30 protein-coding genes and 2 other RNA genes are annotated in these 23,568 nt (G+C 65.5%); 17 read left to right on the forward strand and 15 right to left on the reverse strand.

Going from position 1 to position 23,568, the window contains the following annotated elements:
* Window positions 1-67: 67 nt before the first annotated feature.
* Window positions 68-2,464 carry an endopeptidase La gene (lon, locus tag V6R86_RS10480; RefSeq protein WP_338504379.1) on the reverse strand — a complete coding sequence of 799 codons (2,397 nt, stop codon included), beginning with the start codon at window positions 2,462-2,464 and terminating at the stop codon, window positions 68-70.
* Window positions 2,465-2,613: 149 nt separating this feature from the next.
* On the opposite strand from lon, the gene V6R86_RS10485 reads away from it, so the two are divergent.
* A complete protein-coding gene (locus tag V6R86_RS10485; protein WP_338504380.1) occupies window positions 2,614-2,796 on the forward strand; it encodes a hypothetical protein in 183 nt (60 codons plus the stop codon).
* 11 nt (window positions 2,797-2,807) lie between these two features.
* Here the strand turns inward: V6R86_RS10485 and V6R86_RS10490 are convergent, their stop codons facing one another.
* Together V6R86_RS10490 and V6R86_RS10495 are read right to left on the reverse strand one after the other, a co-directional pair.
* Entirely contained in the window at window positions 2,808-3,317 is a 510-nt protein-coding gene (locus V6R86_RS10490) for a CPBP family intramembrane glutamic endopeptidase (RefSeq protein WP_338504381.1), read from the reverse strand.
* A 6-nt stretch (window positions 3,318-3,323) separates the two neighbouring features.
* Window positions 3,324-3,740: a hypothetical protein gene (locus V6R86_RS10495; protein WP_338504383.1), complete on the reverse strand. Its 417-nt coding sequence runs from the start codon at window positions 3,738-3,740 to the stop codon at window positions 3,324-3,326.
* Between the two features lie 81 nt (window positions 3,741-3,821).
* On the opposite strand from V6R86_RS10495, the gene dapF reads away from it, so the two are divergent.
* From dapF to V6R86_RS10520, 5 genes are read left to right on the forward strand one after another with little or no spacing between them, the layout of a single operon-like run.
* A complete protein-coding gene (gene dapF / locus V6R86_RS10500) occupies window positions 3,822-4,613 on the forward strand; it encodes a diaminopimelate epimerase (protein WP_338504384.1) in 792 nt (263 codons plus the stop codon).
* Window positions 4,610-5,530 carry a signal recognition particle-docking protein FtsY gene (gene ftsY / locus V6R86_RS10505; protein ID WP_338504385.1) on the forward strand — a complete coding sequence of 307 codons (921 nt, stop codon included), beginning with the start codon at window positions 4,610-4,612 and terminating at the stop codon, window positions 5,528-5,530. Before dapF ends, ftsY begins: the two co-directional genes overlap by 4 nt.
* The gene (locus V6R86_RS10510; protein ID WP_338504386.1) at window positions 5,527-6,144 is read left to right on the forward strand and encodes a septation protein A; all 618 of its coding nucleotides are present in this window, start codon (window positions 5,527-5,529) and stop codon (window positions 6,142-6,144) included. Before ftsY ends, V6R86_RS10510 begins: the two co-directional genes overlap by 4 nt.
* Window positions 6,141-7,073, forward strand: a complete 933-nt coding sequence (locus tag V6R86_RS10515; RefSeq protein ID WP_338504387.1) for an ABC transporter ATP-binding protein — start codon at window positions 6,141-6,143, stop codon at window positions 7,071-7,073. The genes V6R86_RS10510 and V6R86_RS10515 overlap by 4 nt, the downstream gene beginning before the upstream one ends.
* Window positions 7,070-7,831, forward strand: coding sequence for an ABC transporter permease (locus V6R86_RS10520; protein WP_338504388.1), 762 nt, complete (start codon window positions 7,070-7,072; stop codon window positions 7,829-7,831). Before V6R86_RS10515 ends, V6R86_RS10520 begins: the two co-directional genes overlap by 4 nt.
* Window positions 7,832-7,870: 39 nt before the next feature.
* On the opposite strand, the gene V6R86_RS10525 is transcribed toward V6R86_RS10520, so the two are convergent.
* Both V6R86_RS10525 and pspF read right to left on the reverse strand, forming a co-directional pair.
* Complete coding sequence (locus V6R86_RS10525) at window positions 7,871-8,482, reverse strand: superoxide dismutase (RefSeq protein ID WP_338504389.1); 612 nt, start codon at window positions 8,480-8,482, stop codon at window positions 7,871-7,873.
* A 75-nt stretch (window positions 8,483-8,557) separates the two neighbouring features.
* Complete coding sequence (gene pspF, locus V6R86_RS10530) at window positions 8,558-9,613, reverse strand: phage shock protein operon transcriptional activator (protein ID WP_338504391.1); 1,056 nt, start codon at window positions 9,611-9,613, stop codon at window positions 8,558-8,560.
* 165 nt (window positions 9,614-9,778) lie between these two features.
* On the opposite strand from pspF, the gene pspA reads away from it, so the two are divergent.
* Genes pspA through V6R86_RS10565 form a run of 7 tightly spaced genes read left to right on the forward strand, consistent with a single transcriptional unit; the run spans window position 9,779 to window position 12,630 of the window.
* Window positions 9,779-10,447 carry a phage shock protein PspA gene (gene pspA / locus V6R86_RS10535; RefSeq protein WP_338504392.1) on the forward strand — a complete coding sequence of 223 codons (669 nt, stop codon included), beginning with the start codon at window positions 9,779-9,781 and terminating at the stop codon, window positions 10,445-10,447.
* Window positions 10,448-10,449: 2 nt separating this feature from the next.
* Window positions 10,450-10,785: an envelope stress response membrane protein PspB gene (gene pspB, locus V6R86_RS10540; protein ID WP_338504393.1), complete on the forward strand. Its 336-nt coding sequence runs from the start codon at window positions 10,450-10,452 to the stop codon at window positions 10,783-10,785.
* Window position 10,786: 1 nt separating this feature from the next.
* Window positions 10,787-11,176, forward strand: a complete 390-nt coding sequence (gene pspC, locus V6R86_RS10545; protein ID WP_338504394.1) for an envelope stress response membrane protein PspC — start codon at window positions 10,787-10,789, stop codon at window positions 11,174-11,176.
* A gap of 33 nt (window positions 11,177-11,209) precedes the next feature.
* Window positions 11,210-11,497: a hypothetical protein gene (locus tag V6R86_RS10550; RefSeq protein WP_338504395.1), complete on the forward strand. Its 288-nt coding sequence runs from the start codon at window positions 11,210-11,212 to the stop codon at window positions 11,495-11,497.
* A complete protein-coding gene (locus tag V6R86_RS10555) occupies window positions 11,494-11,742 on the forward strand; it encodes a hypothetical protein (RefSeq protein ID WP_338504396.1) in 249 nt (82 codons plus the stop codon). Before V6R86_RS10550 ends, V6R86_RS10555 begins: the two co-directional genes overlap by 4 nt.
* A 37-nt stretch (window positions 11,743-11,779) precedes the next feature.
* On the forward strand, window positions 11,780-12,190 hold the full coding sequence (locus tag V6R86_RS10560) for a SufE family protein (RefSeq protein WP_338504398.1): 411 nt from the start codon (window positions 11,780-11,782) through the stop codon (window positions 12,188-12,190).
* Entirely contained in the window at window positions 12,187-12,630 is a 444-nt protein-coding gene (locus V6R86_RS10565) for a PaaI family thioesterase (protein WP_338504399.1), read from the forward strand. Before V6R86_RS10560 ends, V6R86_RS10565 begins: the two co-directional genes overlap by 4 nt.
* Here V6R86_RS10565 and V6R86_RS10570 read toward each other — a convergent pair.
* The 5 genes from V6R86_RS10570 to V6R86_RS10590 all read right to left on the reverse strand — a co-directional run bounded on the left by V6R86_RS10570 (window position 12,627) and on the right by V6R86_RS10590 (window position 17,301).
* On the reverse strand, window positions 12,627-13,163 hold the full coding sequence (locus V6R86_RS10570; RefSeq protein ID WP_338504400.1) for a J domain-containing protein: 537 nt from the start codon (window positions 13,161-13,163) through the stop codon (window positions 12,627-12,629). The genes V6R86_RS10565 and V6R86_RS10570 overlap by 4 nt on opposite strands.
* A 29-nt stretch (window positions 13,164-13,192) precedes the next feature.
* An RNA gene (rnpB, locus tag V6R86_RS10575) (RNase P RNA component class A) lies at window positions 13,193-13,569 on the reverse strand.
* Between the two features lie 23 nt (window positions 13,570-13,592).
* Window positions 13,593-15,200, reverse strand: coding sequence for a long-chain fatty acid--CoA ligase (locus tag V6R86_RS10580; RefSeq protein WP_338504401.1), 1,608 nt, complete (start codon window positions 15,198-15,200; stop codon window positions 13,593-13,595).
* A gap of 63 nt (window positions 15,201-15,263) precedes the next feature.
* Window positions 15,264-15,587, reverse strand: coding sequence for a YbaB/EbfC family nucleoid-associated protein (locus tag V6R86_RS10585; protein ID WP_338504402.1), 324 nt, complete (start codon window positions 15,585-15,587; stop codon window positions 15,264-15,266).
* Window positions 15,580-17,301: a DNA polymerase III subunit gamma/tau gene (locus tag V6R86_RS10590; protein WP_338504403.1), complete on the reverse strand. Its 1,722-nt coding sequence runs from the start codon at window positions 17,299-17,301 to the stop codon at window positions 15,580-15,582. The genes V6R86_RS10585 and V6R86_RS10590 overlap by 8 nt, the downstream gene beginning before the upstream one ends.
* Before the next feature lie 74 nt (window positions 17,302-17,375).
* Here V6R86_RS10590 and ffs point away from each other — a divergent pair.
* An RNA gene (ffs, locus tag V6R86_RS10595) (signal recognition particle sRNA small type) lies at window positions 17,376-17,473 on the forward strand.
* A 2-nt stretch (window positions 17,474-17,475) separates the two neighbouring features.
* On the opposite strand, the gene V6R86_RS10600 is transcribed toward ffs, so the two are convergent.
* The 3 genes from V6R86_RS10600 to V6R86_RS10610 are packed head-to-tail and all read right to left on the reverse strand — an operon-like array spanning window position 17,476 to window position 19,939.
* Window positions 17,476-17,781 carry a 2Fe-2S iron-sulfur cluster-binding protein gene (locus V6R86_RS10600; RefSeq protein WP_338504404.1) on the reverse strand — a complete coding sequence of 102 codons (306 nt, stop codon included), beginning with the start codon at window positions 17,779-17,781 and terminating at the stop codon, window positions 17,476-17,478.
* The gene (locus V6R86_RS10605) at window positions 17,778-18,869 is read right to left on the reverse strand and encodes a cysteine desulfurase family protein (protein WP_338504405.1); all 1,092 of its coding nucleotides are present in this window, start codon (window positions 18,867-18,869) and stop codon (window positions 17,778-17,780) included. The genes V6R86_RS10600 and V6R86_RS10605 overlap by 4 nt, the downstream gene beginning before the upstream one ends.
* Window positions 18,866-19,939 carry a cysteine desulfurase family protein gene (locus tag V6R86_RS10610; protein WP_338504406.1) on the reverse strand — a complete coding sequence of 358 codons (1,074 nt, stop codon included), beginning with the start codon at window positions 19,937-19,939 and terminating at the stop codon, window positions 18,866-18,868. Before V6R86_RS10610 ends, V6R86_RS10605 begins: the two co-directional genes overlap by 4 nt.
* An 81-nt stretch (window positions 19,940-20,020) precedes the next feature.
* On the opposite strand from V6R86_RS10610, the gene V6R86_RS10615 reads away from it, so the two are divergent.
* Complete coding sequence (locus V6R86_RS10615; protein ID WP_338504408.1) at window positions 20,021-20,662, forward strand: alpha/beta hydrolase; 642 nt, start codon at window positions 20,021-20,023, stop codon at window positions 20,660-20,662.
* A 4-nt stretch (window positions 20,663-20,666) separates the two neighbouring features.
* Here V6R86_RS10615 and V6R86_RS10620 read toward each other — a convergent pair whose 3' ends face one another.
* Window positions 20,667-20,834 (reverse strand): hypothetical protein, encoded by a 168-nt coding sequence (locus V6R86_RS10620; protein WP_338504409.1) that lies wholly within the window; start codon window positions 20,832-20,834, stop codon window positions 20,667-20,669.
* A gap of 53 nt (window positions 20,835-20,887) precedes the next feature.
* Between V6R86_RS10620 and V6R86_RS10625 the strand changes: the two genes are divergently transcribed.
* Window positions 20,888-21,142: a hypothetical protein gene (locus V6R86_RS10625; RefSeq protein WP_338504410.1), complete on the forward strand. Its 255-nt coding sequence runs from the start codon at window positions 20,888-20,890 to the stop codon at window positions 21,140-21,142.
* A 3-nt stretch (window positions 21,143-21,145) separates the two neighbouring features.
* Here the strand turns inward: V6R86_RS10625 and V6R86_RS10630 are convergent, their stop codons facing one another.
* Window positions 21,146-22,024 (reverse strand): threonine/serine dehydratase, encoded by an 879-nt coding sequence (locus V6R86_RS10630; protein WP_338504411.1) that lies wholly within the window; start codon window positions 22,022-22,024, stop codon window positions 21,146-21,148.
* A gap of 257 nt (window positions 22,025-22,281) precedes the next feature.
* Between V6R86_RS10630 and V6R86_RS10635 the strand changes: the two genes are divergently transcribed.
* A complete protein-coding gene (locus V6R86_RS10635) occupies window positions 22,282-23,535 on the forward strand; it encodes a type III PLP-dependent enzyme (protein WP_425335954.1) in 1,254 nt (417 codons plus the stop codon).
* Window positions 23,536-23,568: the final 33 nt, after the last annotated feature.

Raw genomic sequence — 23,568 nt, forward strand, 5'->3', positions numbered from 1 at the left:
CGCACACACAGGGCTTGCGGGAACAACGACTTAAGCCCGGCTCAGTGCCGGTATTGCGACGATTTCTCTAGTGCCGAAGCGGCGAAGAGGGCTGTCCCTGCGTTGGCGCGACCGGTTCGGCGGCATGTTCGTCCGCCTCGGTCCACTCGATCGGTTCGAGCTTGGCGCTGAGCGCGCGCGCCAGCACTTCGTCGACATGCGCGACCGGCACGATGGTCAGTCCTTCGCGCAGGTTCGCCGGAAGCTCGGCCAAGTCCTTTTCATTCTCCTGCGGAATGAGCACGGTGGTGATCCCGCCGCGCAGGGCCGCAAGCAGCTTCTCCTTGAGGCCACCGATCGGCAGTACGCGGCCGCGCAAGGTGACCTCGCCGGTCATCGCGACGTCACGGCGGACCGGAACCCCGGTGAGGGTCGAGATCAGTGCCGTCACCATGCCGATTCCCGCCGACGGACCGTCCTTAGGCACCGCGCCTTCGGGCAAGTGGACATGGACGTCCTTCTTCGCGAACACGCTCGGCTTGACGCCATAGGCCGGGCTGCGCGCCTTGACGAAGCTCCAGGCGGCCTGAACGCTTTCGCTCATCACTTCGCCGACTTTGCCGGTGGTCTTGATCTGGCCCTTGCCGGGCACGGTGACGGCTTCGATGGTCAGCAGTTCGCCGCCGACCTCGGTCCAGGCGAGCCCGGTTACCGCGCCGATCTGATCTTCTTCTTCGCTGACGCCGAAACGGTACCGCTTCACACCGAGGAAATCGTTGAGGTTGTCGGCGGTGACAACGACCTGCTGGTCCTTGCCCTCGAGAATGCGGCGGAGCGCCTTGCGGGCGATCTTCGCCAGCTCGCGTTCGAGCGTACGGACGCCGGCTTCGCGGGTGTAGAAACGCAGCACGTCGCGCAGGCCGTCGTCGGCGATGGTGAGCTCGCCGTCCTTAAGCCCATGCGCTTCGAGCTGCTTGGGAATGAGATGGCGATTGGCGATCTCGACCTTTTCGTCCTCGGTGTAGCCCTCGAGCCGGATGATCTCCATCCGGTCGAGCAAAGGCTGCGGCATGTCGAGACTGTTCGCGGTGGTGACGAACATGATGTCGGAAAGGTCGTAGTCGAGCTCCAGATAATGATCCTGGAACTTGCTGTTCTGCTCGGGGTCGAGCACCTCCAGCAGCGCTGAAGCGGGGTCGCCACGGAAATCCTGGCCGAGCTTGTCGATCTCGTCGAGCAGGAACAGCGGATTGCTAGTCCCGGCCTTCTTGAGATTGGACACGATCTTGCCGGGCAGCGAGCCGATGTAGGTCCGGCGGTGGCCACGGATCTCGGCCTCGTCACGCACACCGCCGAGACTCTGGCGAACGAACTCGCGCCCGCAGGCCTTGGCGATCGAGCGTCCGAGCGAGGTCTTGCCGACGCCGGGCGGGCCGACGAGGCAGAGGATCGGGCCTTTAAGCTTGTTGGTGCGGGCCTGGACCGCGAGATATTCGACGATCCGGTCCTTGACCTTTTCCAGCCCATAATGGTCGTCGTCGAGCACCTTTTCAGCGACCACGATGTCCTTGTTGAGCTTCGATTTCTTGCCCCACGGCAGGCCGAGCAGGACGTCGAGATAATTGCGCGCAACGGTCGCCTCGGCGCTCATCGGCGCCATTGCTTTCAGCTTCTTCAGCTCGGCGGTCGCTTTGTTACGGGCCTCCTTGCTGAGGCGCGTCTTGCGGATCTTGGCGGCCAGTTCGGCCAGCTCATCGCCGCCATCTTCGCTCTCGTTGCCAAGCTCGCGCTGGATCGCCTTCAACTGCTCGTTCAAATAATATTCGCGCTGGGTCTTTTCCATCTGCCGCTTTACGCGGCTGCGGATCTTTTTCTCGACCTGAAGCACGCCGAGTTCGCCCTCCATGAAGGCGAACACCATCTCCAGCCGGCGCGCGGGGTTGAGTTCACCCAGCAGCGCCTGCTTGTCGGCGACCTTTACCGACAGGTTGGACGCGACCGCGTCGGCCAGGACCGACGGCTCCTCGATTTCGGCCAGCTGCACGCCCGTCTCGGCGGGCAGGCGCTTGTTCAATTTGGCGTAATTCTCGAACTGCTCGAGCACAGAGCGCATCAGCGCCTGCGCTTCGGGCCCTTCGGCGGCCTCCTCGTCCACTTCCTCGATTTCGGCAGTGAGATGGCCATCTTCGTTCGACAGGCCGATCAGCCGGGCGCGCTTGACGCCCTCGACCAGCACGCGGACCGTGCCGTCGGGCAGCTTCAGCAACTGCATCGCGGTGGCGATGACCCCGAGATCGTAGAGCGCGTCGCGATTGGGATCGTCTTCCGACGGATCGAGCTGCGCGACGAGAAAAATCTGCTTGTCCTGCCCCATTGCCGCTTCGAGCGCGGCAACCGATTTTTCGCGCCCGACGAACAAGGGCACGATCCGCTTCGGAAAGACGACAATGTCACGAAGAGGGAGGATGGGAAGGGAAAGGGTCAACGTCGAAAAGCTCCTTGCGGCCGCCGAACGATCGCGGCTCGCTTCCCCGCACATATGGGACGGGCTGCCGGGCTAATCAATCAAAGCTGGAACCCTGCGGCCATCCCGGCCTTTGCGCACTCACCTGAGGGCAAGGAAAGGCGCAGACTATGCACGACAGCCAGAAGATCAGCACCGGACCCAACGAATCGCCCAAGAACGAGACCATCGCGGGCACCGGACCGGGGATCCCGGATGAGGCCGTGACGGCTGGACGGGAGATGCCCGAAGCACCGAGCGACGAGGAAGTTCGCCGGATCGCCGAAAAGCTGGGAGCGCCCGTACCCAGCTGAGGGCGCGGGTCTCACAGGTTGAGGCCGCTTACCATCAAGAGAGCTGGCCCCAGATTTTGCAGGCCGTGAATCAGCATCGGCAGGGCGAAGGCCGCGCCGAGGCTGCGCTTGCGCCAGGTCAGGAAGACGATCGAGAAGATCAGGAACGGCCACCAGATCACCAGGCCCCATGCCGGTGCTTCGAGCGAGTGGGCGATGCCCCAACCCGCTGAGCTTAACAGCACCGCGGGCAGAAAACCGAAGAAGCGTTCCAGCACCTGTAGCACCGTGCCCATAATAAGGGTCTCGAGAACGGGCGCGAAGACCACCAGCAGGAACAGCAGCAGGGTCGGGTCCACTTCGGGAAAGGAAGGACCCGAGTCGGGAACGAGATGACTGGCAAGTGCCGACAGCAGCAGCGACGGAAAGAAGGCGCAGGCCCATGCGATCGCCACATAACGGATCGGGCGATGCGGTTCGAACAGGGCGCGCGGCAGAAAGGTGAGAGCCTTCGGGCGCCGCTCGGCGGGAAGGTTGTCCACTCGGCCTTACCGGGGTGAGCGCGGACCGCGAGGACCGCGCGCGGGGCCGCCCGAGGGACGGTCGCCGCGCGGCCCCCGGGGACCGTCGCCGCGCGGGCCACGCGGGCCATCGCCGCGCGGTCCGCGGGCTGGCGGGCGGGACGGCCGATCGACCCCGCGGCCGACCACTTCGCCCTGACGCGGCGTCGGTCGCGCCGGGCCTGCGTCGCGCGGCGCGACCGCATAGCCTTCCTTGAGCAGTTCGGCGAAGGCCGCGCGGGTGCTGGCCGCGATCGCGTCCTGCAATTCCTTGGGAAGGTCGGCCATCGTCACATTGCCATGGATCGCCTGCACCTGCCGAAGCAGATTGTTGGGCAGATTGCCGCTCGCGTTTTTCAGCGCGGCGATCGCATCGAGGACGGCTGAGAAAATCAGCGATTGCATGACGTCTTGGGCGGCGCGCGGCATGGCCGGGAAACTCCGGAGAAGTGGACTATGGTTCCGCGCCCGCTTAAGTCGCCCGTGATGCTTCGGCAATTCCACAAGATGCATGGGCTCGGAAACGACTTCGTCATTCTCGACGCGCGCGATGAGCCGCTGGCGATGACCGAAGCGCTTGCCCGGCACATCGCCGACCGGCGCGAGGGTGTCGGCTGCGACCAGCTTATCCTGCTCGAACCGAGCGCCAGCGCCGACCTCAAGATGCGGATCTTCAACGCCGACGGCAGCGAAGTCGAAAGCTGCGGCAACGCCACCCGCTGCGTGGTCAAGCTGACCGGGGCGGCGACGGTCGAGACCGCTGGTGGCCTCCTCACCGGGTCGGCCGAAGGCGCCGAGGTCGAGGTCACGCTGGTCGAGCCGCGCTTCGAGTGGGACGCCATCCCCCTCGCCTATCCGATGCCGACCGATCCGATGCCGATGGGTTGGGAAAATTTCGACCGGCCCCAGGCGATCAACGTCGGCAATCCGCATGTGGTGTTCTTCGTCGACGACCTCGAGGATGCCGACCTCGAGGGGATCGGGCCTGGGATCGAATCTGACCCGGTGTTCCCCGAGCGGGTCAACGTCAATGTCGCGAGCGTGGAGGGAGGCGCAATCCGCCTTCGCACCTTCGAGCGCGGCGCCGGCCTGACCCGCGCCTGCGGCACCGGGGCGTGCGCCACCGCCGTTGCCGCGATCCGCGCCCGCCTTGTCACCTCGCCGGTCACAGTCCACATGGCGGGCGGCGACCTCACCATCGCCTGGGCCCCCGGCGAGCCGGTGCGCATGCGCGGCTCCGCCACCCACGTTTTCAAGGGTACGATCGACCTCCAATGAGTTGGCTCGACAAACTTACCGGCGGCTTCCGCAAAACCGCGGACCGTCTCGGCGATAATATCGGCGGGCTCGGAACCGGCGCGAAGGCCGCGCTCGACACCGCAACGCTGGACGACATCGAGGAAGCGCTGATCGCCTCGGACATCGGTCCGGAAGCCTCCAAGCGCATTCGCAATGCCATTGCCGCCAAACGGTTCGAGCAATTGGACGAGCGCGGCCTGCGCACCATTCTCGCCGAAGAGATGGAAGCGATCCTAGCCCCGGTCGCCAAGCCGCTCGACATCTGGGGCTTCCCCCGCCCGCACGTCATCCTGGTGATTGGCGTCAACGGCTCGGGCAAGACCACCACCATCGGCAAGCTCGGCTCCTGGCTGAAGGAGCAGGATTATGGCGTCATGCTGGCGGCCGGCGACACTTTCCGGGCGGCGGCGATCGAGCAGTTGCGCATCTGGGGTGATCGCATCGACGCGCCGGTGATCAGCGGCAAGGAAGGCGGCGACGCAGCGGGCATCGTGTTCGACGGCGTCCGCCGGGCGACCGAGACAGGCATCGACTGCCTGATCGTCGACACCGCCGGGCGGCTTCAGAACAAGACGCATCTGATGGAAGAATTGTCCAAGGTACGTCGGGTGCTCGGGCGATTGAATCCCGAAAGCCCGCATGACGTCATCCTCGTGCTCGACGCGACGACGGGCCAGAATGCCCTCAACCAGATCGAGGTGTTCCGCGATCTCGCCGGCGTCACGGGTCTCGTCATGACCAAGCTCGACGGCACGGCGCGCGGCGGCGTGCTGGTTGCGGCGGCGGAACGGTTCAAGCTGCCGATCCATGCCATCGGCGTCGGCGAAGGCGTCAACGACCTGCGCCCGTTCGACCCGCGCGCCGTCGCCCGCGCCATCGCCGGGCTGACGCCATGACCACCCGCGTGCAGGAGCCTGCAGGCGCTTCCAAGCTGCTGATCGATTTCGGGCCGTTGCTCGTCTTCTTCGCGGTCAACGCGCTGGCGCCGGTCCCGGCGCTGGCCAAGATCTTCGTCGCCACCGGCGCCTTCATGATCGCGATGGTGGCGGCGGTCATTTATTCCGCCATCCGCTATCGCAGCGTGTCACCCCTCCTGTGGTTCAGCGGCGTGATGGTGGTGCTCCTCGGCGGGCTGACCTTGTGGCTGCACGACGAGACCTTCATCAAGCTGAAGCCCACCATCTATTATCTGTTCGTCGCCGCCCTGCTCGGCTTCGGCCTGTGGAAGGACAAGCCGCTGCTGAAGATGGTTCTGGGCAGCGCCTATCCCGGGCTCGACGAGGAGGGGTGGCGCAAGCTGACCCGCAATTGGGCGCTGTTTTTCGTGGTCATGGCCGCTGTCAACGAAGCGGTGTGGCGCAACAGCAGCACCGATTTCTGGGTCGGGTTCAAGCTGTGGGGCGCTATTCCCCTGACCTTCCTGTTCGCCGCCGCCAACGTGCCTATGCTCCTCAAGCACGGCCTCGCCGCCGAGGAAGCCAAGCCCCAGGAGCCCGGACCCGTCGAATGAGCACCCCCGCCCTTTCCATCCGCGGCCTGCGCAAGGCCTATGCCAGCGGCACCGAAGCACTGAAGAGCGTCGATCTCGACATCATGTCGGGCGAGATTTTTGCGCTCCTCGGCCCCAACGGCGCCGGCAAGACGACGCTGATCTCGATCGTCTGCGGCCTCGTCCGCGCGACCGACGGCGAGGTGCTGGTCGAAGGCGCGCACTGGCGCCGCGACTATAAGTCAGCGCGGCGGCGGATCGGGTTGGTCCCGCAGGAAATGAACATCGATGTGTTCGAGCCGGTCTGGAACACTGTCGCCTTCAGCCGCGAACTGTTCGGCCTGCCGCGCAACGACGCGCATATCGAGCAAGTGCTGCGCGATCTTACTTTGTGGGACAAGCGCAAGAATATCCTCAAGGATCTGTCGGGCGGCATGAAGCGCCGGGTGATGATCGCCAAGGCGCTGGCCCACGAGCCCGACATCCTGTTCCTCGACGAGCCGACCGCCGGCGTCGATGTCGAGTTGCGCAAGGAGATGTGGGCGATGGTCCGGCAGCTGCGCGAGCGCGGCGTCACCATCATCCTGACGACCCATTACATCGAGGAAGCCGAGGAGATGGCCGACCGGGTCGGGGTCATCAACAAGGGCGAATTGATCCTGGTCGAGGACAAAGCCGAGCTGATGAAGAAGCTCGGCCGCAAGACGTTGCACCTGCAGCTTGCCGAGCCGCTGGCGCAAGTGCCCGCGGCGCTTGCCGATTGGAAACCGCAACTGTCCGATGGTGGCCTGACGCTGACCTACGACTTCGACCGTCATGCCGAGCGGACCGGAATCCCTTCGCTGCTGGCAGCTATGCGCGACGAAGGCATCGCCTTCAAGGACCTCGATACCAAGCAATCGAGCCTCGAGGACATCTTTGTCGGGCTGATCCACGGAGACGCCAAATGAACGTTCGCGGCGTCCTCGCCATCTACAAGTTCGAGATGCACCGCTTCCGCCGCACCCTGTGGACGGGAATGGCGGTGCCGGTGATCACGACCTGCCTGTATTTCGTCGTGTTCGGATCGGCGATCGGAAGTCGGATGACCGAGATCAACGGCATCCCCTATGGCGCCTTCATCGTGCCCGGGCTGATGATGCTGAGCCTGTTCACCGAGAGCATCTTCAATGCGAGCTTCGGCATCCATATGCCGAGATTTACGGGCACGATCTACGAGATCCTGTCGGCGCCGCTGTCGGCGGTGGAGACGGTAATCGGCTATGTCGGCGCGGCGGCGACCAAGGCGTCGTTGGTTGCGCTGGTGATCTTCGCCACCGCCCACTTATTCGTGCCGGTGCGGGTCGAACATCCGATCGCGGCGCTGGCCTTCCTGGTTTTGGTCGCGGTGACGTTTTGCCTGTTCGGCTTCATCATCGGCGTGTGGGCCAAGGGGTTCGAGCAGCTACAGGTCATCCCGCTGCTGGTTGTCACGCCGCTGACCTTCCTCGGCGGCGCGTTCTATTCGATCGACATGCTGCCCGAGCCGTGGCGCACGATCACGCTATTCAATCCGGTCGTCTATCTGATCAACGGCTTCCGCTGGTGCTTCTTCGGCACCGCGGACGTGAGCTTCGGCCTGGCGCTTGGGGCGACGCTGGCGTTCGCGGGCATCTGCCTTGCCGGCATCTTCTGGATCTTCCGGACTGGCTACCGGCTGAAGGCTTGAGGGCCCCGGCTCATCGCCGAGGCCCTCTGAGAGAGTAGCTTACTTGGCCGAAGAGAAATGCTCGGCCGCCTTGTCCCAGTTCACCACGTCCCACCACGCCTTGAGATAATCGGCGCGGCGGTTGTTGTAGGTGAGGTAGTAGGCGTGCTCCCACACGTCGTTGCCGAGGATCGGCGTGCCCTTGACCTCAGCGACGTCCATCAGCGGATTGTCTTGGTTGGGGGTCGAGGTGACGACCAGCCCCTGCCCCGGCACCGCGACCAGCCAGGCCCAGCCCGAACCGAACTGGCCGGCGCCGGCGGCGTTGAACTTTTCCTTGAGGCCATCGAGCGATCCGAAGGCGCTGTCGATCGCCTGGGCCAATTCGCCTTCAGGGCCCTTGCCGCTGGCCGGGGCCATGATTTCCCAGAAAAAGCTGTGGTTCCAGTGACCGCCGCCATTGTTGCGGACGACCTTCGAACCGGCGCCGGCATTGGCGACCAGCTCTTCCAAGCTCTTGCCCCCGAGCGACGAATCGCCTTCGATCGCCTTGTTCAGATTGTCGACATAGGTCTGGTGATGCTTGTCGTGGTGAAGCTTCATCGTGGCCGCGTCGATGGTCGGCTCGAGCGCCGCATAATCGTACGGCAGGGGGGCGACGGAAAAGGCCATGATCAAGCTCCTAGGGATGGTAAGACAATACCGGCCATGTGGTCAGCGGCCAGTGGAGTGTCAACGCAGGGGAGCCTAGGCGGGTTCGCTGTCCATCAGCTTATGGCGTTTCAGCGCGTGGCGAAGCTGATCGTAGCTGAGGTTGAGCGCGGCGGCGGTGGCGCGCTGATTGAAACGATTGGCCCTGAGCGCGCCCTCGAGGATCGAGCGCTCGTAAGCATGCACCGCCGCGCGGAAGTCGTTCGTTTCGTGCGTTGGTGCCGCGGCCGGTGCCGGTGCGTCGCTCGTTTCAGTCGTCTCGGCGGCCGGTAAAGCGGCAGCGGCCGGCGTGGGACTGCCCGGCGCGGCGCCTAGCGACCAGGGCGAGGCGAAGGGATCGAATTGAATGGCGCTGATCGGAGTTTCCGGGCTGTCCCACCGATAGACCGCGCGCTCGACCACGTTGCGTAGCTCACGGACGTTGCCCGGCCAGCCATAGGCTTCGAGCGACGCCATCGCGGCTTTCGAAAAGCCAGGCCAGCCGCCCCACTCCAGCTCGGACGCCATCCGCCGCCCGAAATGCTCGGCCAGCAGCGACACGTCTCCCTGCCGAAGGCGCAACGGCGGCAAGGTGACGACCTCGAAGCTCAGCCGGTCGAGAAGGTCCGCGCGAAACTTGCCCTCATCGGTCAGGCGGGGCAGATGTTCGTTGGTGGCAGCGACGATGCGGACATCGACCTTGACCGGACGGCTGGCGCCGATGCGCGTCACCTCGCCATATTCGACGGCGCGCAGCAGCCGGTCCTGCGCCGGGCTCGACAAGGTCGCCAGTTCGTCGAGGAACAGGGTGCCGCCATCGGCCTCTTCGAAGCGGCCCTTGCGGGTCTTGGCGGCACCGGTGAAGGCGCCCGCTTCATGCCCGAACAGCTCGGCCTCGATCAGATTTTCTGGCAACGCCGCGCAGTTCATCGTCACCAGCGGCCCGGCCCAGCGGCCGGACAGGTGGTGGAGGCGTTCGGCGATCAGCTCCTTGCCGGTGCCGCGTTCCCCGATCACAAGCACCGGGCGGTTGAGCGGCGCGGCGCGGCTCGCCCGCTCCACGGCGTCGAGGAACGGAATGCTCTGCCCGATGAAATTCAAGGTGCGTGCCACGGGCAAGAGTTGGTGGGATTTTCCAAGCCTTGGCAAGTTTTTTCCGACCAACGGCGGTGCCGTTTCGCCCGGATTCGCGCGGTTTGGTGCTATTTTTCAAACTGGCACGGACCGTGCATAGTTGGCGTGACAGACAGGGCCCCACTCTCGTGAGGTACGAATAGAATGAGCATCTTTTCCCGCACCCGGGACATCATGGCCGCCAATTTCACCGAGCTCCTCGACCGGGCCGAAGATCCCTCGCGCATGATCCGCATGATCATCCTCGAGATGGAAGAAACGCTGGTCGAAGTGCGCGCCACCGCCGCGCGGTCCATTGCCGACGCCAAGGAAATGCGCCGTGCGATGGTTCGCCTTGAAGGCATCACCGACAGCTGGACCGAAAAGGCCGAGCTTGCCCTCTCCAAGGGTCGCGAGGATCTGGCCAAGCAGGCGTTGATCGAGCGCCAGAAGGCGTCGGACATGGCCAAGGGCCTCGAAGCGGAAGTCGCGGTTATCGACAGCACGCTCAAGGCCTATGAAGCCGACATCGCCAAGCTGCAGGGCAAGCTGCGCGAGGCCCGCGCCCGCCAAAACGCCATTTCGACCCGTATCGAAAGCGCGGTGACCCGAGCCAAGGCGCGCGAGATGCTGAACGGCAGCCGGACCGAGGACGCTTTCAGTCGCTTCGAACTGCTTGAGCGGCGCGCCGATTTCGCCGAAGGCCGTGCCGACGCACTCGGCATGACGGGGCCCAAGAGCCTCGAAGAAGAAATCGCCGACCTTCGCGCCGAAGAGCAGGTCGACAAGGAATTGGAAGCGCTGAAGGCGCGCCTCGCGAATAAAGGGGAATAAGGGTGGAAGAGGTCATCATTCCGGTGCTGGTCGTCGGCATGCTGTTTATCGGCCTGCCGTGGCTGATCATGCACTACATCACGCGCTGGAAAACCGCGGCGACGCTGACCGGCGGCGACGAGCGGATGCTGGAAGAATTGCACGACCTGGCCCGCCGGCTCGACGATCGGATGTGCTCGATCGAGCGGATCATGACCGCCGAAAACCCCAATTGGCGGCAGCAATGCGCGCCCGAGCAGCAGTCGCTGAGCGATAATTCGGCACGCGGCCTCGACATGGACCTCGATGCCGAATTCGCCCGCCTGGCTGAGCGCAGCCGCATGCGGGAGGTGCGCTGACATGTCGACCCAGCCGCCGACCCGCACCCGCTTCTACAAGGACAAGCGCAACGGCAAGGTGATGGGCGTCTGCGCCGGCATCGCCGACTATACCGGGCTCGACGTCTTGGTCGTGCGGATCATGATGTTCATGGCGATCTGGCTGTCGGGCTTCAGCGTCTTGCCCTTCTACTTCGTGCTGGGAATGATTGCCGAAGATCGCCCACGCGAACTGAGCAACGACACGCCCGAGGACAAGCGCTTCTGGCAGCAGGTCCGCTCCTCGCCGACCCGCACCGCGCGCGAGATCCGCTCGAGCATGAAAGCGATCGACCGCCGCCTAGCCGACGTCGAAAGCTACGTCCTCACCAATAACCGCAGTCTCGCTCGCGAGATCGAGGAACTGCGCTAGGCGCTTTTGCCTGCTCCAAGAGGTTTCCCACTCATGTCGCCACTCATGATCCCCATCATCGGCATGATGATCCCGATCATCGCCATCCTCGCCAAGGTCTACATGCGTTCGATCGAGATGAAGGAACGTCAACTCACCGCCATGGGTGAAAATACCGCCGAGAAAGCCGCGCAATATGCGTCCCGCGTCGCCGAGCTCGAGCAGCGCGTCCGGGTGCTGGAGCGGATCGCCACCGATGGCGGCATCCAGACGGCGGCCCAGATCGAAGCGCTGCGCGACAGCCCGGTCAGCTTCGAAACGATGCGGGACAAGGTGCAGTGAATCCATTTGAATTCGTCCTCATCCTGCTTGGCCTGATCTTCATCTGGCAGATCGTGAAGCACAAGATGGGCATCCGCACCGATGAGAATGGCGAGGTCATCGCGCCCCCGCAGGAAAGCGCCGACACCCGCCAGCTGCGCGACGAGGTTCGCCAGCTGAAGGAGCGAATCCAGGTGCTCGAGCGGATCACGGTCGAAAAGGAAAACAGCCTGTCGCGCGAGATCGAGGATCTGCGCAACCGCTGACTTTCGCGCCCGCGTCGCTTCGCGTAACGCCCCGGCCATGACCCTGCCCCCACTTGCCGATCTGCGTGACGATTACGAGCTGCTCGACGCCGAGGAGCGTTACCGGATGCTGATCGAGCTCGGCCGCGAACTCGAGGAGATGCCCGACGCACTCAAGACCGAGGCGACCAAGGTGCGTGGCTGTTCGGCCAGCGTATGGGTCTATCCCACCCGGCTCGACGACGGGCGGCTGCATTTCCTCGCCGACAGCAATGCCGCGATCACCAAGGGCATCGTTGCCCTGGTGCTGAGCGCGGTGCAGGATCGCTTGCCGGCCGACATCGCGGGCACCGACATCGCCGCCGAACTCGCGCCGTTCGATTTGTCGCGTCAGCTGTCTTCTAATCGGACGCAGGGCATTCCCAACATGATCGCACTGGTCCAGGACACGGCGCAGCGCCTGGCATGAGCGATTTCCGCGACGGCGTCAGCGCGCCGTTCGATCCCGCGCTGTTCTTCGCCATGGCCCGTAAGGTCGGGCACGGCCGCGCGCTCGGCCTCGAATATCGCGCGCACGGGGCCGATTGGGTCGAGCTTGCCCTTCCCTGGCGGCCCGAACTGGTCAGCATGCCCGACGAGGGGATCATCGCCACGGGGGCAATCGTCAGTCTGATCGACACCTGTTCGGGCACCTCGGTGTGGACGGCGCTGGGCGGCTTTCGGCCCGCCGTCACCCTCGATCTCCGGCTCGATTATCTCCGCCCGGCGGCGCGCGGTGAAACGGTGATCGCACGGTGCGAATGCTACAAGATCACCCGCAAGGTCGCCTTCGTTCGCGGTGTCGCGCATGGCGGCGACGAAGCGCGGCCGATCGCGCATAGCGCCGCGACGTTCGTGGGCGTCGACTAAGCCGAGGCGGCTTTGCGTTCCTCGGCCTTGCGCAACACGTCATAGGCCGCCTGCACCGCCTGGAAGCGCCTGGCGGCTTCCTCGTCGCCGGGCTTCAAGTCCGGGTGGCTGGCCTTGGCGAGACGCCGGTGCGCCGCCTTGATCTCGTCGAAGCTGGCATCGCTCTCGACCTCGAGCACCGACAGGGCGCGCATTTCCTCGCGGCTGCGGGTGCCGTCGCCGGGCCCGCCCCAGGCATAGTGCGAGCTTTGCTTGAAGCCGTTGGCACCGCGCCGCTCATTCGCCTCGCGCTCAGCCGCTTCGGCGGCGGAAAGGTTGGCGAAATAATCCCAATTCTTGTTGTATTCGGCGGCGTGGGCTTCGCAGAAATGCCAGCGTTCGGGGCTGTTCGGCGCTTTGGGAGCGGGCCGGTCGCCGGGCTCGGTGCAGCCTTCCCGGTCGCACAGACGCACCTTGGCCGCGTCCCGGCCCTTGTCGGCATAGGAGCGCCAGCGGGGAAATCCCCAGTCGTTGGAGCGGGTGGAGCGGGCCATGAGCTTTCTAACTAGTCGGACGGCGTGAAAGTGCCAGAGGGCCTGTAAGCCGGGTTCTGTCCTCCGCCCGAAGACGGATGTGCGACCATTCCTCTCGGCCTGCCGTTGCCGGCAGGCTCCAGCGACCAACCCGGGCGACGAGCCGGAACAGGCCCATGCGTCGCCCCTATTCGGTCTTGCACCCGGTGGGGTTTACCATGCCGTTGCCGTTGCCGGCCCCGCGGTGCGCTCTTGCCGCACCCTTTCGCCCTTACCGCCCCGAGGAGCGGCGGTTTGCTTTCTGTGGCACTGTCCCTGAGCCGCCCGAAGGCGACCCGCCGGGCGTTACCCGGCACCGTTATTCCGTGGTGCCCGGACTTTCCTCGGCGAAAACTTGCGATTTCGACGCGGCCGCCCGGCCCTCTGACGGCGAGCGCCCTAGCAGAGCCTTCAGCGTCCGACCATCTCCGCCGCGGTGGGCAGGGTAAAATCCTTCCACTGTTCGCGCAGCGTCTTCTTGCTGAGCTTGCCGGTGGCGGTATGCGGCAGTTCGTCGACGAACTCGATCGCGTCGGGCATCCACCAGCGGGCGACATGCTTGGCGAGATGCTCGCGGATCGTCTCCTCAAAAACGATGCTATCGGGCTGCTTCACCACCAGCAGCAGCGGTCGCTCGTCCCATTTGGGGTGCGCGATACCGATCGCCGCCGCTTCGGCGACACCCGGCACGCCGACCGCGGCATTTTCGAGCTCGATCGAACTGATCCACTCCCCGCCCGACTTGATCACGTCCTTGGCGCGGTCGGTGATCTGCATGGTGCCGTCGGGATGCAGCGCGGCGACATCGCCGGTATCGAACCAGCAGTCCGCATCGGTCGCCGATTGCTCTTCCTTGAAATAGCGCTCGACGACCCAATGCCCGCGAGTCTGCAGCCGGCCCGAAGCGATGCCATCGCGGGGCAGTTCGTTGCCTTCGTCGTCGACGATGCGAAGTTCGACCCCAAAGGGAATGCGCCCCTGGCGGCAGGTGAACTCGACCTGCTCTTCGTCGGTCATGTCGTCCCAATTGGCCGGGGGATTGCCGCAGGTGCCGATCGGGCTGGTTTCGGTCATGCCCCAGGCGTGGCCGATGCGAACGCCTTTGCGGCGGAACCATTCCACCATCGCTCGCGGCGCGGCCGATCCGCCGATGGTGACGCTTTGCAGCGAGCCAAGCTCGGCGCCGGTGCGCTCGATATGATCGATGATGCCGAGCCAGACGGTCGGCACGCCCGCCGAATGCGTGACGCCTTCCTCGCGGAACAGGTCGCACATCTGTTGCGGACGATAATCGGCGCTAAGCACCAGCTTGGCCCCGACCATCGGCGCCGCCCACGGAACGCCCCAGGCATTGGCATGGAACATCGGCACGATGGGCAAACAGGTCGAGCGCGCCGACAGTTCAAACACGTCCGGCCCGACTTCGACCAGCGTGTGGAGCATGGTCGAGCGATGTTCGTAGAGGACGCCCTTGGGATTGCCGGTGGTGCCGGAGGTGTAGCACAGCCCCAATGGCTCGCGCTCGTCGCCTTCGACCCAGGCGAAATCATCGTCTTCCTTGTCGATCCAGGCGCGAAACTCGCCATCGTCCATGCAGACGTAATGCTCGATGGTCTTCCACTGCGGCTTCAGCTTCTCGACCAGCGGCGCGAACGCCTTGTCGTAGAGGAGAACCCGGTCCTCGGCGTGATTGGCGATATAGACGAGCTGATCGGGGAACAGCCGCGGATTGATGGTGTGGAGAATGCCCCCCATCCCGATCGTGCCGTACCAACTGATCAGGTGATGCGCGTGGTTCATCGCCAGCGTCGCGACGCGGTCGCCGCGATTGATCCCGAGCCTGGTCAGCGCCTTGGCCAACCGCCGCGCGTCCTGCGCGGCGCCGTGCCAGTTGGTACGGCTGATCGTGCCGTCGGCCCAGGCGCTGACAATCTCGCGGCCGCCATGCTCGCGGCTGGCGTGATCGACCAGCCGCATCACCCGCAACTGATGATGCTGCATCGCGCCCAATATACTCATGATCACTCTCTCCTCTACGTTAGGAAGAGTGACGCCACGCCGGGGCGAGTCAAGCGGTGCCGGTCAGAAGGGCATCTGGAAGCCCGGCGGCATCGGCAGGGTCGAGCTCATCTTCTGCATTTCGGTGGCGGCGGCCTGGTCGGCCTTGGTCCGTGCATCGTTGAGCGCGGCGGCGATCAGATCTTCGACCATCGTCTTTTCGGCGGGATCGAGCAGGCTTTCGTCGATCGAGACGCCGATGATCCGGCCCTTGGCGGACGCCTTGATCTTGACCAGGCCGCCGCCCGACTGGCCTTCGACCTCGATCTTGTCGAGATTGTCCTGCGCCTTCTGGAGTTCGGCCTGCGCGTTCTGCGCCATCTGCATGATTTCTTCGAGGCTAGGCATGGTTCACGTCCTTGGGGCTGACTGATTCGAGAGTGGCGTCGGGAAAGGCAGAAAGCACGGCAGCGACCGAAGGCTCCCGCAAAATGGCGTCGCGGGCGCGTTCTTCGGCCATTTTCTCCTGCGCGGCGAGCGAAGGTTCGGCCTCACCGTCGGCGAGCATTACCTGCCAAGGCGAGCCGGTGACCGAGCGCAACTCGGCCTCAAACTCGCGGGCGAAGGACGTGCCGAGCGGCTGCAGCGGCTTCAGCGCGATTTCGCCCGGCGCATAACGGATCAGGCCGACCTGATTGCGCAACTGCACCGCGCGGATCGCCTTGCCCTTGCTCTCGATGAAGTCGACGAGGTCGCGGAAACTCGCCGGAAGCGGCGGAGCGGCGGGTTCGGGTGCCGGCTCTGATGTCGGAGCGGGAGCAGGCGGCGCCGGCATCGCGGCGCGCGGCGCGGCGGAGGGTGCCGGGCGCGCCGCGGAGGCGCTGACCGCGCCCTCGCCCTGCCCCTGCAAGCGGCTCAGCAGCGCGGCGGGATCGGGGAGATCGGCAGCATGAACCAGTCGCAGCAGCACCATTGCGGCCGCTTCATTGGGATCGGGCGCCAGGCTGACGTCGGACAGCCCCTTCAACAGCAGCTGCCACAAACGGTGAAGCTGCGACCAGCCAAGGCTTGCCGACAATTGCTCGCTCGCTTCGCGTTCCTCGACGCTGGCCAGCGGATCGCCGCCGCGGCCGGCCTTGGCGCGCGAAGCGGCATGGATCTGCTCCATCAGCCCGCGCAGCAGCGCCGTCGGATCGATCCCGAGCGCCTGCGCTTCGTCCAGCTCGGCAAGGCTACCCGACGCATCGCCGGCGATCAGCAGGGACAGCAAACGCCGAACCCGCCCGCGATCCGCGAGGCCGAGCATGTCGCGCACCGCTTCGGTCTTCACCTCGCCGCCGCCATGCGCGATCGCCTGGTCGAGCAGCGACAAGCCGTCGCGGGCCGACCCTTCGGCGGCGCGGGCGATCATCAGCAGCGCATCGGGCTCGATCGACACCTGCTCGATCTCGGCGATGCGCTGGAAATGCTCGACCAGTTTTTCGGCTGGGATCCGGCGCAAGTCGAAGCGCTGGCAGCGCGACAGCACCGTCACCGGCACCTTGTTGACCTCGGTCGTCGCGAACAGGAATTTAACGTGCGCCGGCGGCTCCTCGAGCGTCTTCAACAGCGCGTTGAAGGCGTTCTTGGTCAGCATGTGCACTTCGTCGATGATGTAAATCTTGAAGCGTGCGCTGACCGCCGAATAGCGCACCGCCTCGATGATCTCGCGAACATCGTCCACGCCGGTATGGCTGGCGGCGTCCATTTCGGTGACGTCGATGTGTCGCCCCTCGGCAATCGCCCGGCACGGCTCGCATACCCCGCACGGATCGATGGTCGGGCCGCCCTTTCCGTCCGGGCCGATGCAATTGAGCGCCTTGGCGACCAGCCGCGCCGTGGAGGTCTTGCCGACCCCCCGCACACCGGTCAGCAGAAAGGCGTGGGCGATGCGGCCGCTGTCGATCGCATTGCCGAGCGTGCGCACCATCGCGTCCTGCCCGATCAGTTCGCCGAAGCTTTGCGGACGATATTTGCGGGCGAGCACGCGGTAGGGCGAAGCCGCCGCGCTCTTCTCCAGCGGCTGGGCCGGAAGGTCGAGGCCGAGGCCCGGTTCGTCGTGCTGCGATTCGTCGTCGGTCATTGCGGCGGGACAGTAGGACGCCGCGGCCCGCCGCGCCACTTCTTGCGCTCGGGCGCCAGTGCCGCCATATGCGCCGCGGGAGTCGGGCGGACGGGATTGTCGCCAACCTGGTCAGGTCCGGAAGGAAGCAGCCACAACGATTTCGTCCCGGGTCGTTCCGGCTCCCACCCTGCCCTAGCCGGGCATCCTCACCGTCATCGTCGGACCATTGATCGTCACCTGGCAGGCCAGGCGGCTGAAGCGCTGGGCGTTGCCGGCGAGGTCGAGCAGGTCTTCCTCCTCTTCGCTGGCTTCCGGTAAGCGCGCAAAATCTTCCGGGGCGAGAATCACATGGCAGGTGGAGCAGCTGATGCATTTGCCGCAGGTGCCTTCGAGCGGCTGGTCATTGTCCTGCGCCACGTCGAGCAGATTGTCGCCTTCGGCGGCTTCCACTTCGCGATCGAGCGATCCGTCGGACCTAAGAAATCGTATCAAAGTCATGCCGCAAACCGTTGCTGATCCTCGGCGGTGCGCCGGATCAGGGTGCAGGCCTCGGTGATCTCATCGAGGGCAGTGTAGCGGCCGAAACCGAGGCGGATGCTTTGCCGGGCCTCCCGATCGCTGAGGCCGAGCGCGCGTAGCACATGGCTGGGGCGGCCCGAGCCGCTGGCGCAGGCGGAGCCGAGCGAAAAGGCGATCTGCCGGCAGTCCGAGAGCAAGCGGGCAGTATCGAGGCCTTCGCGGCGGACGTTCAGGTTGCCGCGATAGCGATGCTCGGTGCTGCCGTTGACGATCCAGTCCGGCCCGAGCGTATCGAGTGCGGCGTGCCAAAGTTGTTCGACATGCGCCCGATCGGCCTCCCGCTGCTCAGCCGCCACCACCGCCGCAGCGCCGAAGCCAGCGCACAGCATCGGCGACAGCGTTCCGGACCGCATCCCCCGCTCCTGCCCGCCGCCGTGCAGGAGCGGCGCAACGTCCACGCCCTGGCGCACCCACAGCGCGCCAATGCCCTTGGGACCGTGGATCTTGTGCGCGCTGACGGCGATCAGATCGGGACCGTCGGGAATGGGCAGGCGCCCGAACCCTTGCACCGCGTCGCAGAGCATCCGCGCGCCCGCGTCATGCGCCAGCCTGGCAATTTCGGTGATCGGTTGCACGACGCCGATTTCGTTGTTGACCAGCATCGCCGCGACCAGCGCCGTCGGCTGGCGCAAGGCGCTGCGAAGCCGGTCGAGATCGACCAGGCCATCGGGGCCGACCGGCAGAACGTCGATGTCGTGTCCCTCGCCGCGCAGCCATTCAGCGGTGTCGAGTACGGCCGCATGCTCGGTGGCGAGGGTGACGATGCGACCTTTCACGCCCCCAATCGCCATATTCAGCGCTTCGGTCGCGCCGGAGGTGAAGATGACCTGCCCGCCCTCCGGCAGCAGCGCCGCGACCTGCCCGCGGGCATGTTCGATGGCCGCCGCGGCTTCGCGTCCGGCGCGGCTTGGGCTGTGCGGATTGGCGAACTTGTCGAGCCACGGCAGCATCGCCGCCTTGGCTTCGGGCGCGAGCGGCGTGGTGGCCTGATAATCGAGATAAATCATGCGGCGCGGCGGCGCTCGGCGATGGCGGCGAAGGCCGACACGAAAGCATCGATGTCGGTTTTGGTCGTCTGCGGTCCGAAGCTCAGGCGCAGCGCGCCGTCGGCGATCGCGGCCGGAACGCCCATCGCGGAGAGCACCCGGCTCGCCTTCATCTTGCCGCTTGCGCAGGCCGACCCCGCGCTGACCGCGAAGCCGGCGAGATCGAGCTGGATCAGCAGGCTGTCGCGCGACGTACCGTCTAGCGCAATGGCGCTGATCGCCGGGATCCGCTCCGCCTCAGCGGCGATCACGGTGCCGCCTGCCGACAGCACGCCCGCTTCGAGCCGCTCTTGAAGTGCCTTCATCAGCGGCATGACATCACGATGCGCACCGCTCGCCAGCGCAGCGGCCATACCCATCACCCCCGGCAAGTTCTGCGTGCCGCGGCGATAGCCTTTTTCCTGTCCGCCGGACGGGGTCAGCGTCGTCAGATCCTTGACCAGCAAGGCGCCAATTCCGGGCGGCCCACCGAACTTGTGAGCGGAGATAGCGATGAAGTCGGCATGGGGAATCGCGATTTTGCCCGCCGACTGCGCGCAATCGGCGAGCAGCAACCCGCCCGCTTCGCGCACCCGCTCGGCGATCGCGGCGATCTGCTGGATAACGCCTGTTTCATTGTTGACGTGCTGAACCGCGACCAGGGCCGGCTCGCCCGCCAGCGCGCGGTCCAGTGCGTCGAGATCGATCAGCCCGTTGGTATCCACCGGCAACACGGTCGCCGACTCGCCCATGTGATAAGGCACCACATCATGCTCGGTCGCGCCGACCAGCCGCCGCTTCGGTAGCGCCCGCGCCGCGGCGATTCCGACCGCTTCGCTCGCTCCGCTGGTGAAGAGGATATCGTGGCGCCAGCCGAGAGCCTCGGCGATCGTCGCCCGCGCCCGTTCCAGCGCCGCCTTGGCCGCGCGCCCCTCGCCATGCGGGCTCGACGGATTGGCCCACAGCGTCAGCGCGCCCGCCATGGCCTGCTGCGCTTCCGGCAGAACCGGCGTGGTCGCGGCATGGTCGAGATAGATGCGGCGTCGGGTCACGGATACCTTGTGATTGCTGTTTGTTGGCTCGGCTCTATATAATCGCGCCGCCTGCACCCGTCAGCTAAACAAAAGAGACCCATGCCCGAAGTCATCTTTCCGGGGCCGGAAGGCCGCCTCGAAGGCCGTTTTCATCCCGGTCTGCGCCCCCGCGCGCCGGTTGCGCTGATCCTGCACAGCCACCCGCAGGCGGGCGGCACGATGAACAACAAGATCGTGCAGCTGCTCTACCAAACCTTTGTGAAGCGCGGCTTCGCGACGCTGCGTTTCAATTTCCGCGGTACCGGCAAGAGCCAGGGCACCTTCGACAATGGCATCGGCGAACTCTCAGACGCCGCCAGCGCGCTCGACTGGGTGCAGCAGATTCATCCCGAGGCCGAACAGACTTGGGTCGCCGGCGTCAGCTTTGGCGCCTGGATCGGCATGCAGCTCCTGATGCGCCGGCCAGAGATCAAGGGCTTCATCTCGATCGCCCCGCCCGCCAACATGTATGATTTCGGATTCCTTGCCCCCTGCCCTTCGTCGGGCATCATCATTCAGGGCGAGCAGGACGAAGTGGTCAGCCCGGCGAGCGTCCAGAAGCTGGTCGACAAGCTGCGCACCCAGCGTCACATCACCATTCATCACGACACGATCCCGGGCGCGAACCACTTCTTCGCCAACGAACTCGACCTGCTGATGAAGAGCGTCGACGGCTATCTGGACATGCGCCTCGGCCGCTAGCGGCCTAGAGCACCCAGATCAGCACGTTCGCGACCAAGATCACCGCGACCACCATCATCAGCAGCCCCTGCTTGCGGTAGGTACCCTGCCACGCGAAGCGCGCGCCGAATGCCGCCAGCAGAAAGGCTGCCAGCATGACGATGGACAGAAGCGTGGACGCGGTGGTGTTCATCGATCCTCCCGAAACGGTCTTTTAACCGCTGTTACACTAAACCGGCGTTCGTGATGATCGGAGCCGACCAGCAACAGAAACTCGCCGAGGCGTTCGAGCGAATCGAGGGGACGATCCTGCCCTGCATCAGCATGATGCTGGACACGCTGCTCGACGCCTCGCTGGGGCTCGAGCATTCCGATCCCAAGGCGCTGGTCGCCGAACTGCAGACGCTGGCCGCCGAATTGGAAGAATTGACCCGCAGCGTCGAGCTCTGTTCGCCCTCGCACCTCGATCCAGGCTCCTACCGCACCAGCGCGAGCGCCTGAGTTTCAGGCCACCCACTCGGCGTGCATCGCCGGGTCTATGTTGCCGCCGGTAATCATCACCACCGTTCCCGGACCTAGCGCAACCTTGCCCGCCAGCACCGCCGCAAGCGCCGCCGAGCCGCCCGGCTCGACCATCAGGCCAAGCTCATGCCAGGCGAAGCGCACGGCCGCGCGCACGTCGGCCTCGCTGACGGCCGCATGGCCCGCGCCCCTCGCCTGCAGCACGCCAAAGGTCAGCGGCGACACCAAAGGCGTCTGAAGCGCATCGCACGACGTCGGCGGCGCGTCGGGCCCGACCGGCACGATATGGCCGAGCGCAAGACTGCGCCCCATGTCGTCCCACCCCTCGGGCTCGACGATCACGATGTCGGCATCGGGGCAGGCCAGCGCGATGCCCGCGGCCAGCCCGCCACCGCCGCAGCAGACCACGATCTGTCGCACGGGCTCCGGGCACTGTTCGAGGATCTCCAGCCCCGCCGTTCCCTGCCCGGCAATGATGTGCGGATCATCGAAGCTCGGCACTACCACCGCGCCCCGCTGCGCCGCGAGGGCATGCGAAATGGCGACACGGTCCTCGGTGGCGCGATCGTAAAAGACGATCTCGGCCCCTTGCGCGCGGGTGCCCGCGACCTTGGGCGCCGGCGCGTCCGACGGCATGACGATGGTTGCCGGGATGCCGAGCCGGCGAGCCGCGATCGCGACGCCCTGCGCATGATTGCCGCTGGAAAAAGCAACCACTCCGGCGTGGCGCTCGGCCTCGCTGAGCAACGCCAGCCGATTGCTCGCGCCCCGCAGCTTGAACGAGCCACCGGTCTGCAGCGATTCGCATTTCAGCCACAGCTCGTGGCCGCCACGCTGCAGCGAACGGAGCGGCGTTTCCACAACCAGCTCTTCGATCCGGCGGGAAGCTGCGACGACGTCGGCTCGGGTTGGAAGATTGTCCTGTTGCATCAGAGCCTTAGTTGATCCGTGTCCACAGTGCGCCGGACTGATGAATTGTCCGCGAAAAGAGCCCGCAAAAAATGTTGCGTTAAGGTGACCCCCTCCATATATCGCGCCTCTCGCTGCCCCATGGGACTTCCAACCGCAAGGCAGCTGTTCGTCAACTGTCGCCGAAAGGCACTTGGAGGTCCCTTGCATTGGCTGAGCACCCCTTCGCGCTGGGGCTAGCGCCCCGTTCCGATCGCACCGAATCCTTTGTCGCTTCCGGTGCGGCTGACATTGCACGACTGAAGCCGGTCCAGCCGGTCACGCTGCTGCGTCCCCACGCCGCCCGTGCCGCTGCGCGCTTCTTTGTCGAGAAGTTTCCCGGCAAGTCGCTCTACGCGGTAAAGGCGAACCCCTCGCCCGACCTGCTGCGCGTGCTGTGGGATGGCGGCGTCACCCATTACGACGTGGCCTCGATCGGCGAAGTCCGCCTGGTCAGCGACACGCTGCCCGATGCGACCCTGTGCTTCATGCACCCGGTCAAGGCCGAGGAAGCGATTGCCGAGGCCTATCACGGCCATGGCGTCCGCACCTTCAGCCTCGACAGCCTCGATGAGCTGGACAAGATCGTCTCGGCGACCGCCACCGACGGCGTTGCTGCAAGCGACCTAAACCTGCTCGTCCGCGTGCGGGTCTCGTCCGAGCATTCCAAGCTCAGCCTCGCCTCCAAGTTCGGTGCCGATCCGGCGGAACTGAAGGCGCTGCTGATGGCCGCCCGCCAAGCGTCCGACGCGCTTGGCCTGTGCTTCCACGTCGGCAGTCAGGCGATGACGCCTGCCGCCTATGCCGAAGCCATGGCTCGCGTCCGTGACGCCATTGTCGAAGCGGCGGTCACCGTCGACATCGTCGATGTGGGCGGCGGGTTCCCCTCGTCCTACCCGGGCATGGAGCCGCCGCCGCTCGAGGCTTACTTCGCCGTCATCCACGAATCGTTCGAAAAGCTGCCGATCAGCTACTCGGCCGAACTGTGGTGCGAGCCAGGCCGCGCCCTGTGCGCCGAATATGCCTCGGTCCTCGTGCGCGTCGAAAAGCGCCGCGGCGACGAGCTCTACATCAACGACGGTGCCTACGGGACGCTGTTCGACGCCGCGCACATCGGCTGGCGCTTCCCGGTCCAGTTGGTCCGTGACGAGGAAAGCGACACCCGTCCGCACGGCTTCAGCTTCTACGGACCGACTTGCGACGACCTCGACCACATGGTCGGGCCGTTCGAGCTGCCCGCTGACGTCGCTGCCGGCGACTATATCGAGATCGGCATGCTCGGCGCCTACGGCTCGGCGATGCGGACGCGGTTCAACGGCTTCGGCTCGGCCAATGGCTGGTCGGTCGTCGTGACCGACGCTCCGATGGCCTCGCTCTACGGCGAAGCTACGGCACCGGCGCGTTCGAACGTCGTTACGCTGTAACGGATCTTCCCCCTCCCGTTCGCGCGGGAGGGG

It is taken from the genome of Sphingomonas kaistensis, from assembly GCF_036884275.1.
Lineage (GTDB): Bacteria > Pseudomonadota > Alphaproteobacteria > Sphingomonadales > Sphingomonadaceae > Sphingomicrobium > Sphingomicrobium kaistense_A.

What these genes read in the sequence shown, in the direction of transcription:
- V6R86_RS10485 (WP_338504380.1), top strand. Translation starts at nt 2,614, where the DNA reads ATGCACGACAGCCAGAAGATCAGCACCGGACCCAACGAATCGCCCAAG.
- V6R86_RS10495 (WP_338504383.1), bottom strand. Translation starts at nt 3,740, where the DNA reads ATGCAATCGCTGATTTTCTCAGCCGTCCTCGATGCGATCGCCGCGCTG.
- dapF (WP_338504384.1), top strand. Translation starts at nt 3,822, where the DNA reads ATGCTTCGGCAATTCCACAAGATGCATGGGCTCGGAAACGACTTCGTC.
- ftsY (WP_338504385.1), top strand. Translation starts at nt 4,610, where the DNA reads ATGAGTTGGCTCGACAAACTTACCGGCGGCTTCCGCAAAACCGCGGAC.
- V6R86_RS10510 (WP_338504386.1), top strand. Translation starts at nt 5,527, where the DNA reads ATGACCACCCGCGTGCAGGAGCCTGCAGGCGCTTCCAAGCTGCTGATC.
- V6R86_RS10515 (WP_338504387.1), top strand. Translation starts at nt 6,141, where the DNA reads ATGAGCACCCCCGCCCTTTCCATCCGCGGCCTGCGCAAGGCCTATGCC.
- V6R86_RS10520 (WP_338504388.1), top strand. Translation starts at nt 7,070, where the DNA reads ATGAACGTTCGCGGCGTCCTCGCCATCTACAAGTTCGAGATGCACCGC.
- V6R86_RS10525 (WP_338504389.1), bottom strand. Translation starts at nt 8,482, where the DNA reads ATGGCCTTTTCCGTCGCCCCCCTGCCGTACGATTATGCGGCGCTCGAG.
- pspA (WP_338504392.1), top strand. Translation starts at nt 9,779, where the DNA reads ATGAGCATCTTTTCCCGCACCCGGGACATCATGGCCGCCAATTTCACC.
- pspC (WP_338504394.1), top strand. Translation starts at nt 10,787, where the DNA reads ATGTCGACCCAGCCGCCGACCCGCACCCGCTTCTACAAGGACAAGCGC.
- V6R86_RS10550 (WP_338504395.1), top strand. Translation starts at nt 11,210, where the DNA reads ATGTCGCCACTCATGATCCCCATCATCGGCATGATGATCCCGATCATC.
- V6R86_RS10560 (WP_338504398.1), top strand. Translation starts at nt 11,780, where the DNA reads ATGACCCTGCCCCCACTTGCCGATCTGCGTGACGATTACGAGCTGCTC.
- V6R86_RS10565 (WP_338504399.1), top strand. Translation starts at nt 12,187, where the DNA reads ATGAGCGATTTCCGCGACGGCGTCAGCGCGCCGTTCGATCCCGCGCTG.
- V6R86_RS10570 (WP_338504400.1), bottom strand. Translation starts at nt 13,163, where the DNA reads ATGGCCCGCTCCACCCGCTCCAACGACTGGGGATTTCCCCGCTGGCGC.
- V6R86_RS10580 (WP_338504401.1), bottom strand. Translation starts at nt 15,200, where the DNA reads ATGAGTATATTGGGCGCGATGCAGCATCATCAGTTGCGGGTGATGCGG.
- V6R86_RS10585 (WP_338504402.1), bottom strand. Translation starts at nt 15,587, where the DNA reads ATGCCTAGCCTCGAAGAAATCATGCAGATGGCGCAGAACGCGCAGGCC.
- V6R86_RS10590 (WP_338504403.1), bottom strand. Translation starts at nt 17,301, where the DNA reads ATGACCGACGACGAATCGCAGCACGACGAACCGGGCCTCGGCCTCGAC.
- V6R86_RS10600 (WP_338504404.1), bottom strand. Translation starts at nt 17,781, where the DNA reads ATGACTTTGATACGATTTCTTAGGTCCGACGGATCGCTCGATCGCGAA.
- V6R86_RS10605 (WP_338504405.1), bottom strand. Translation starts at nt 18,869, where the DNA reads ATGATTTATCTCGATTATCAGGCCACCACGCCGCTCGCGCCCGAAGCC.
- V6R86_RS10615 (WP_338504408.1), top strand. Translation starts at nt 20,021, where the DNA reads ATGCCCGAAGTCATCTTTCCGGGGCCGGAAGGCCGCCTCGAAGGCCGT.
- V6R86_RS10620 (WP_338504409.1), bottom strand. Translation starts at nt 20,834, where the DNA reads ATGAACACCACCGCGTCCACGCTTCTGTCCATCGTCATGCTGGCAGCC.
- V6R86_RS10625 (WP_338504410.1), top strand. Translation starts at nt 20,888, where the DNA reads ATGATCGGAGCCGACCAGCAACAGAAACTCGCCGAGGCGTTCGAGCGA.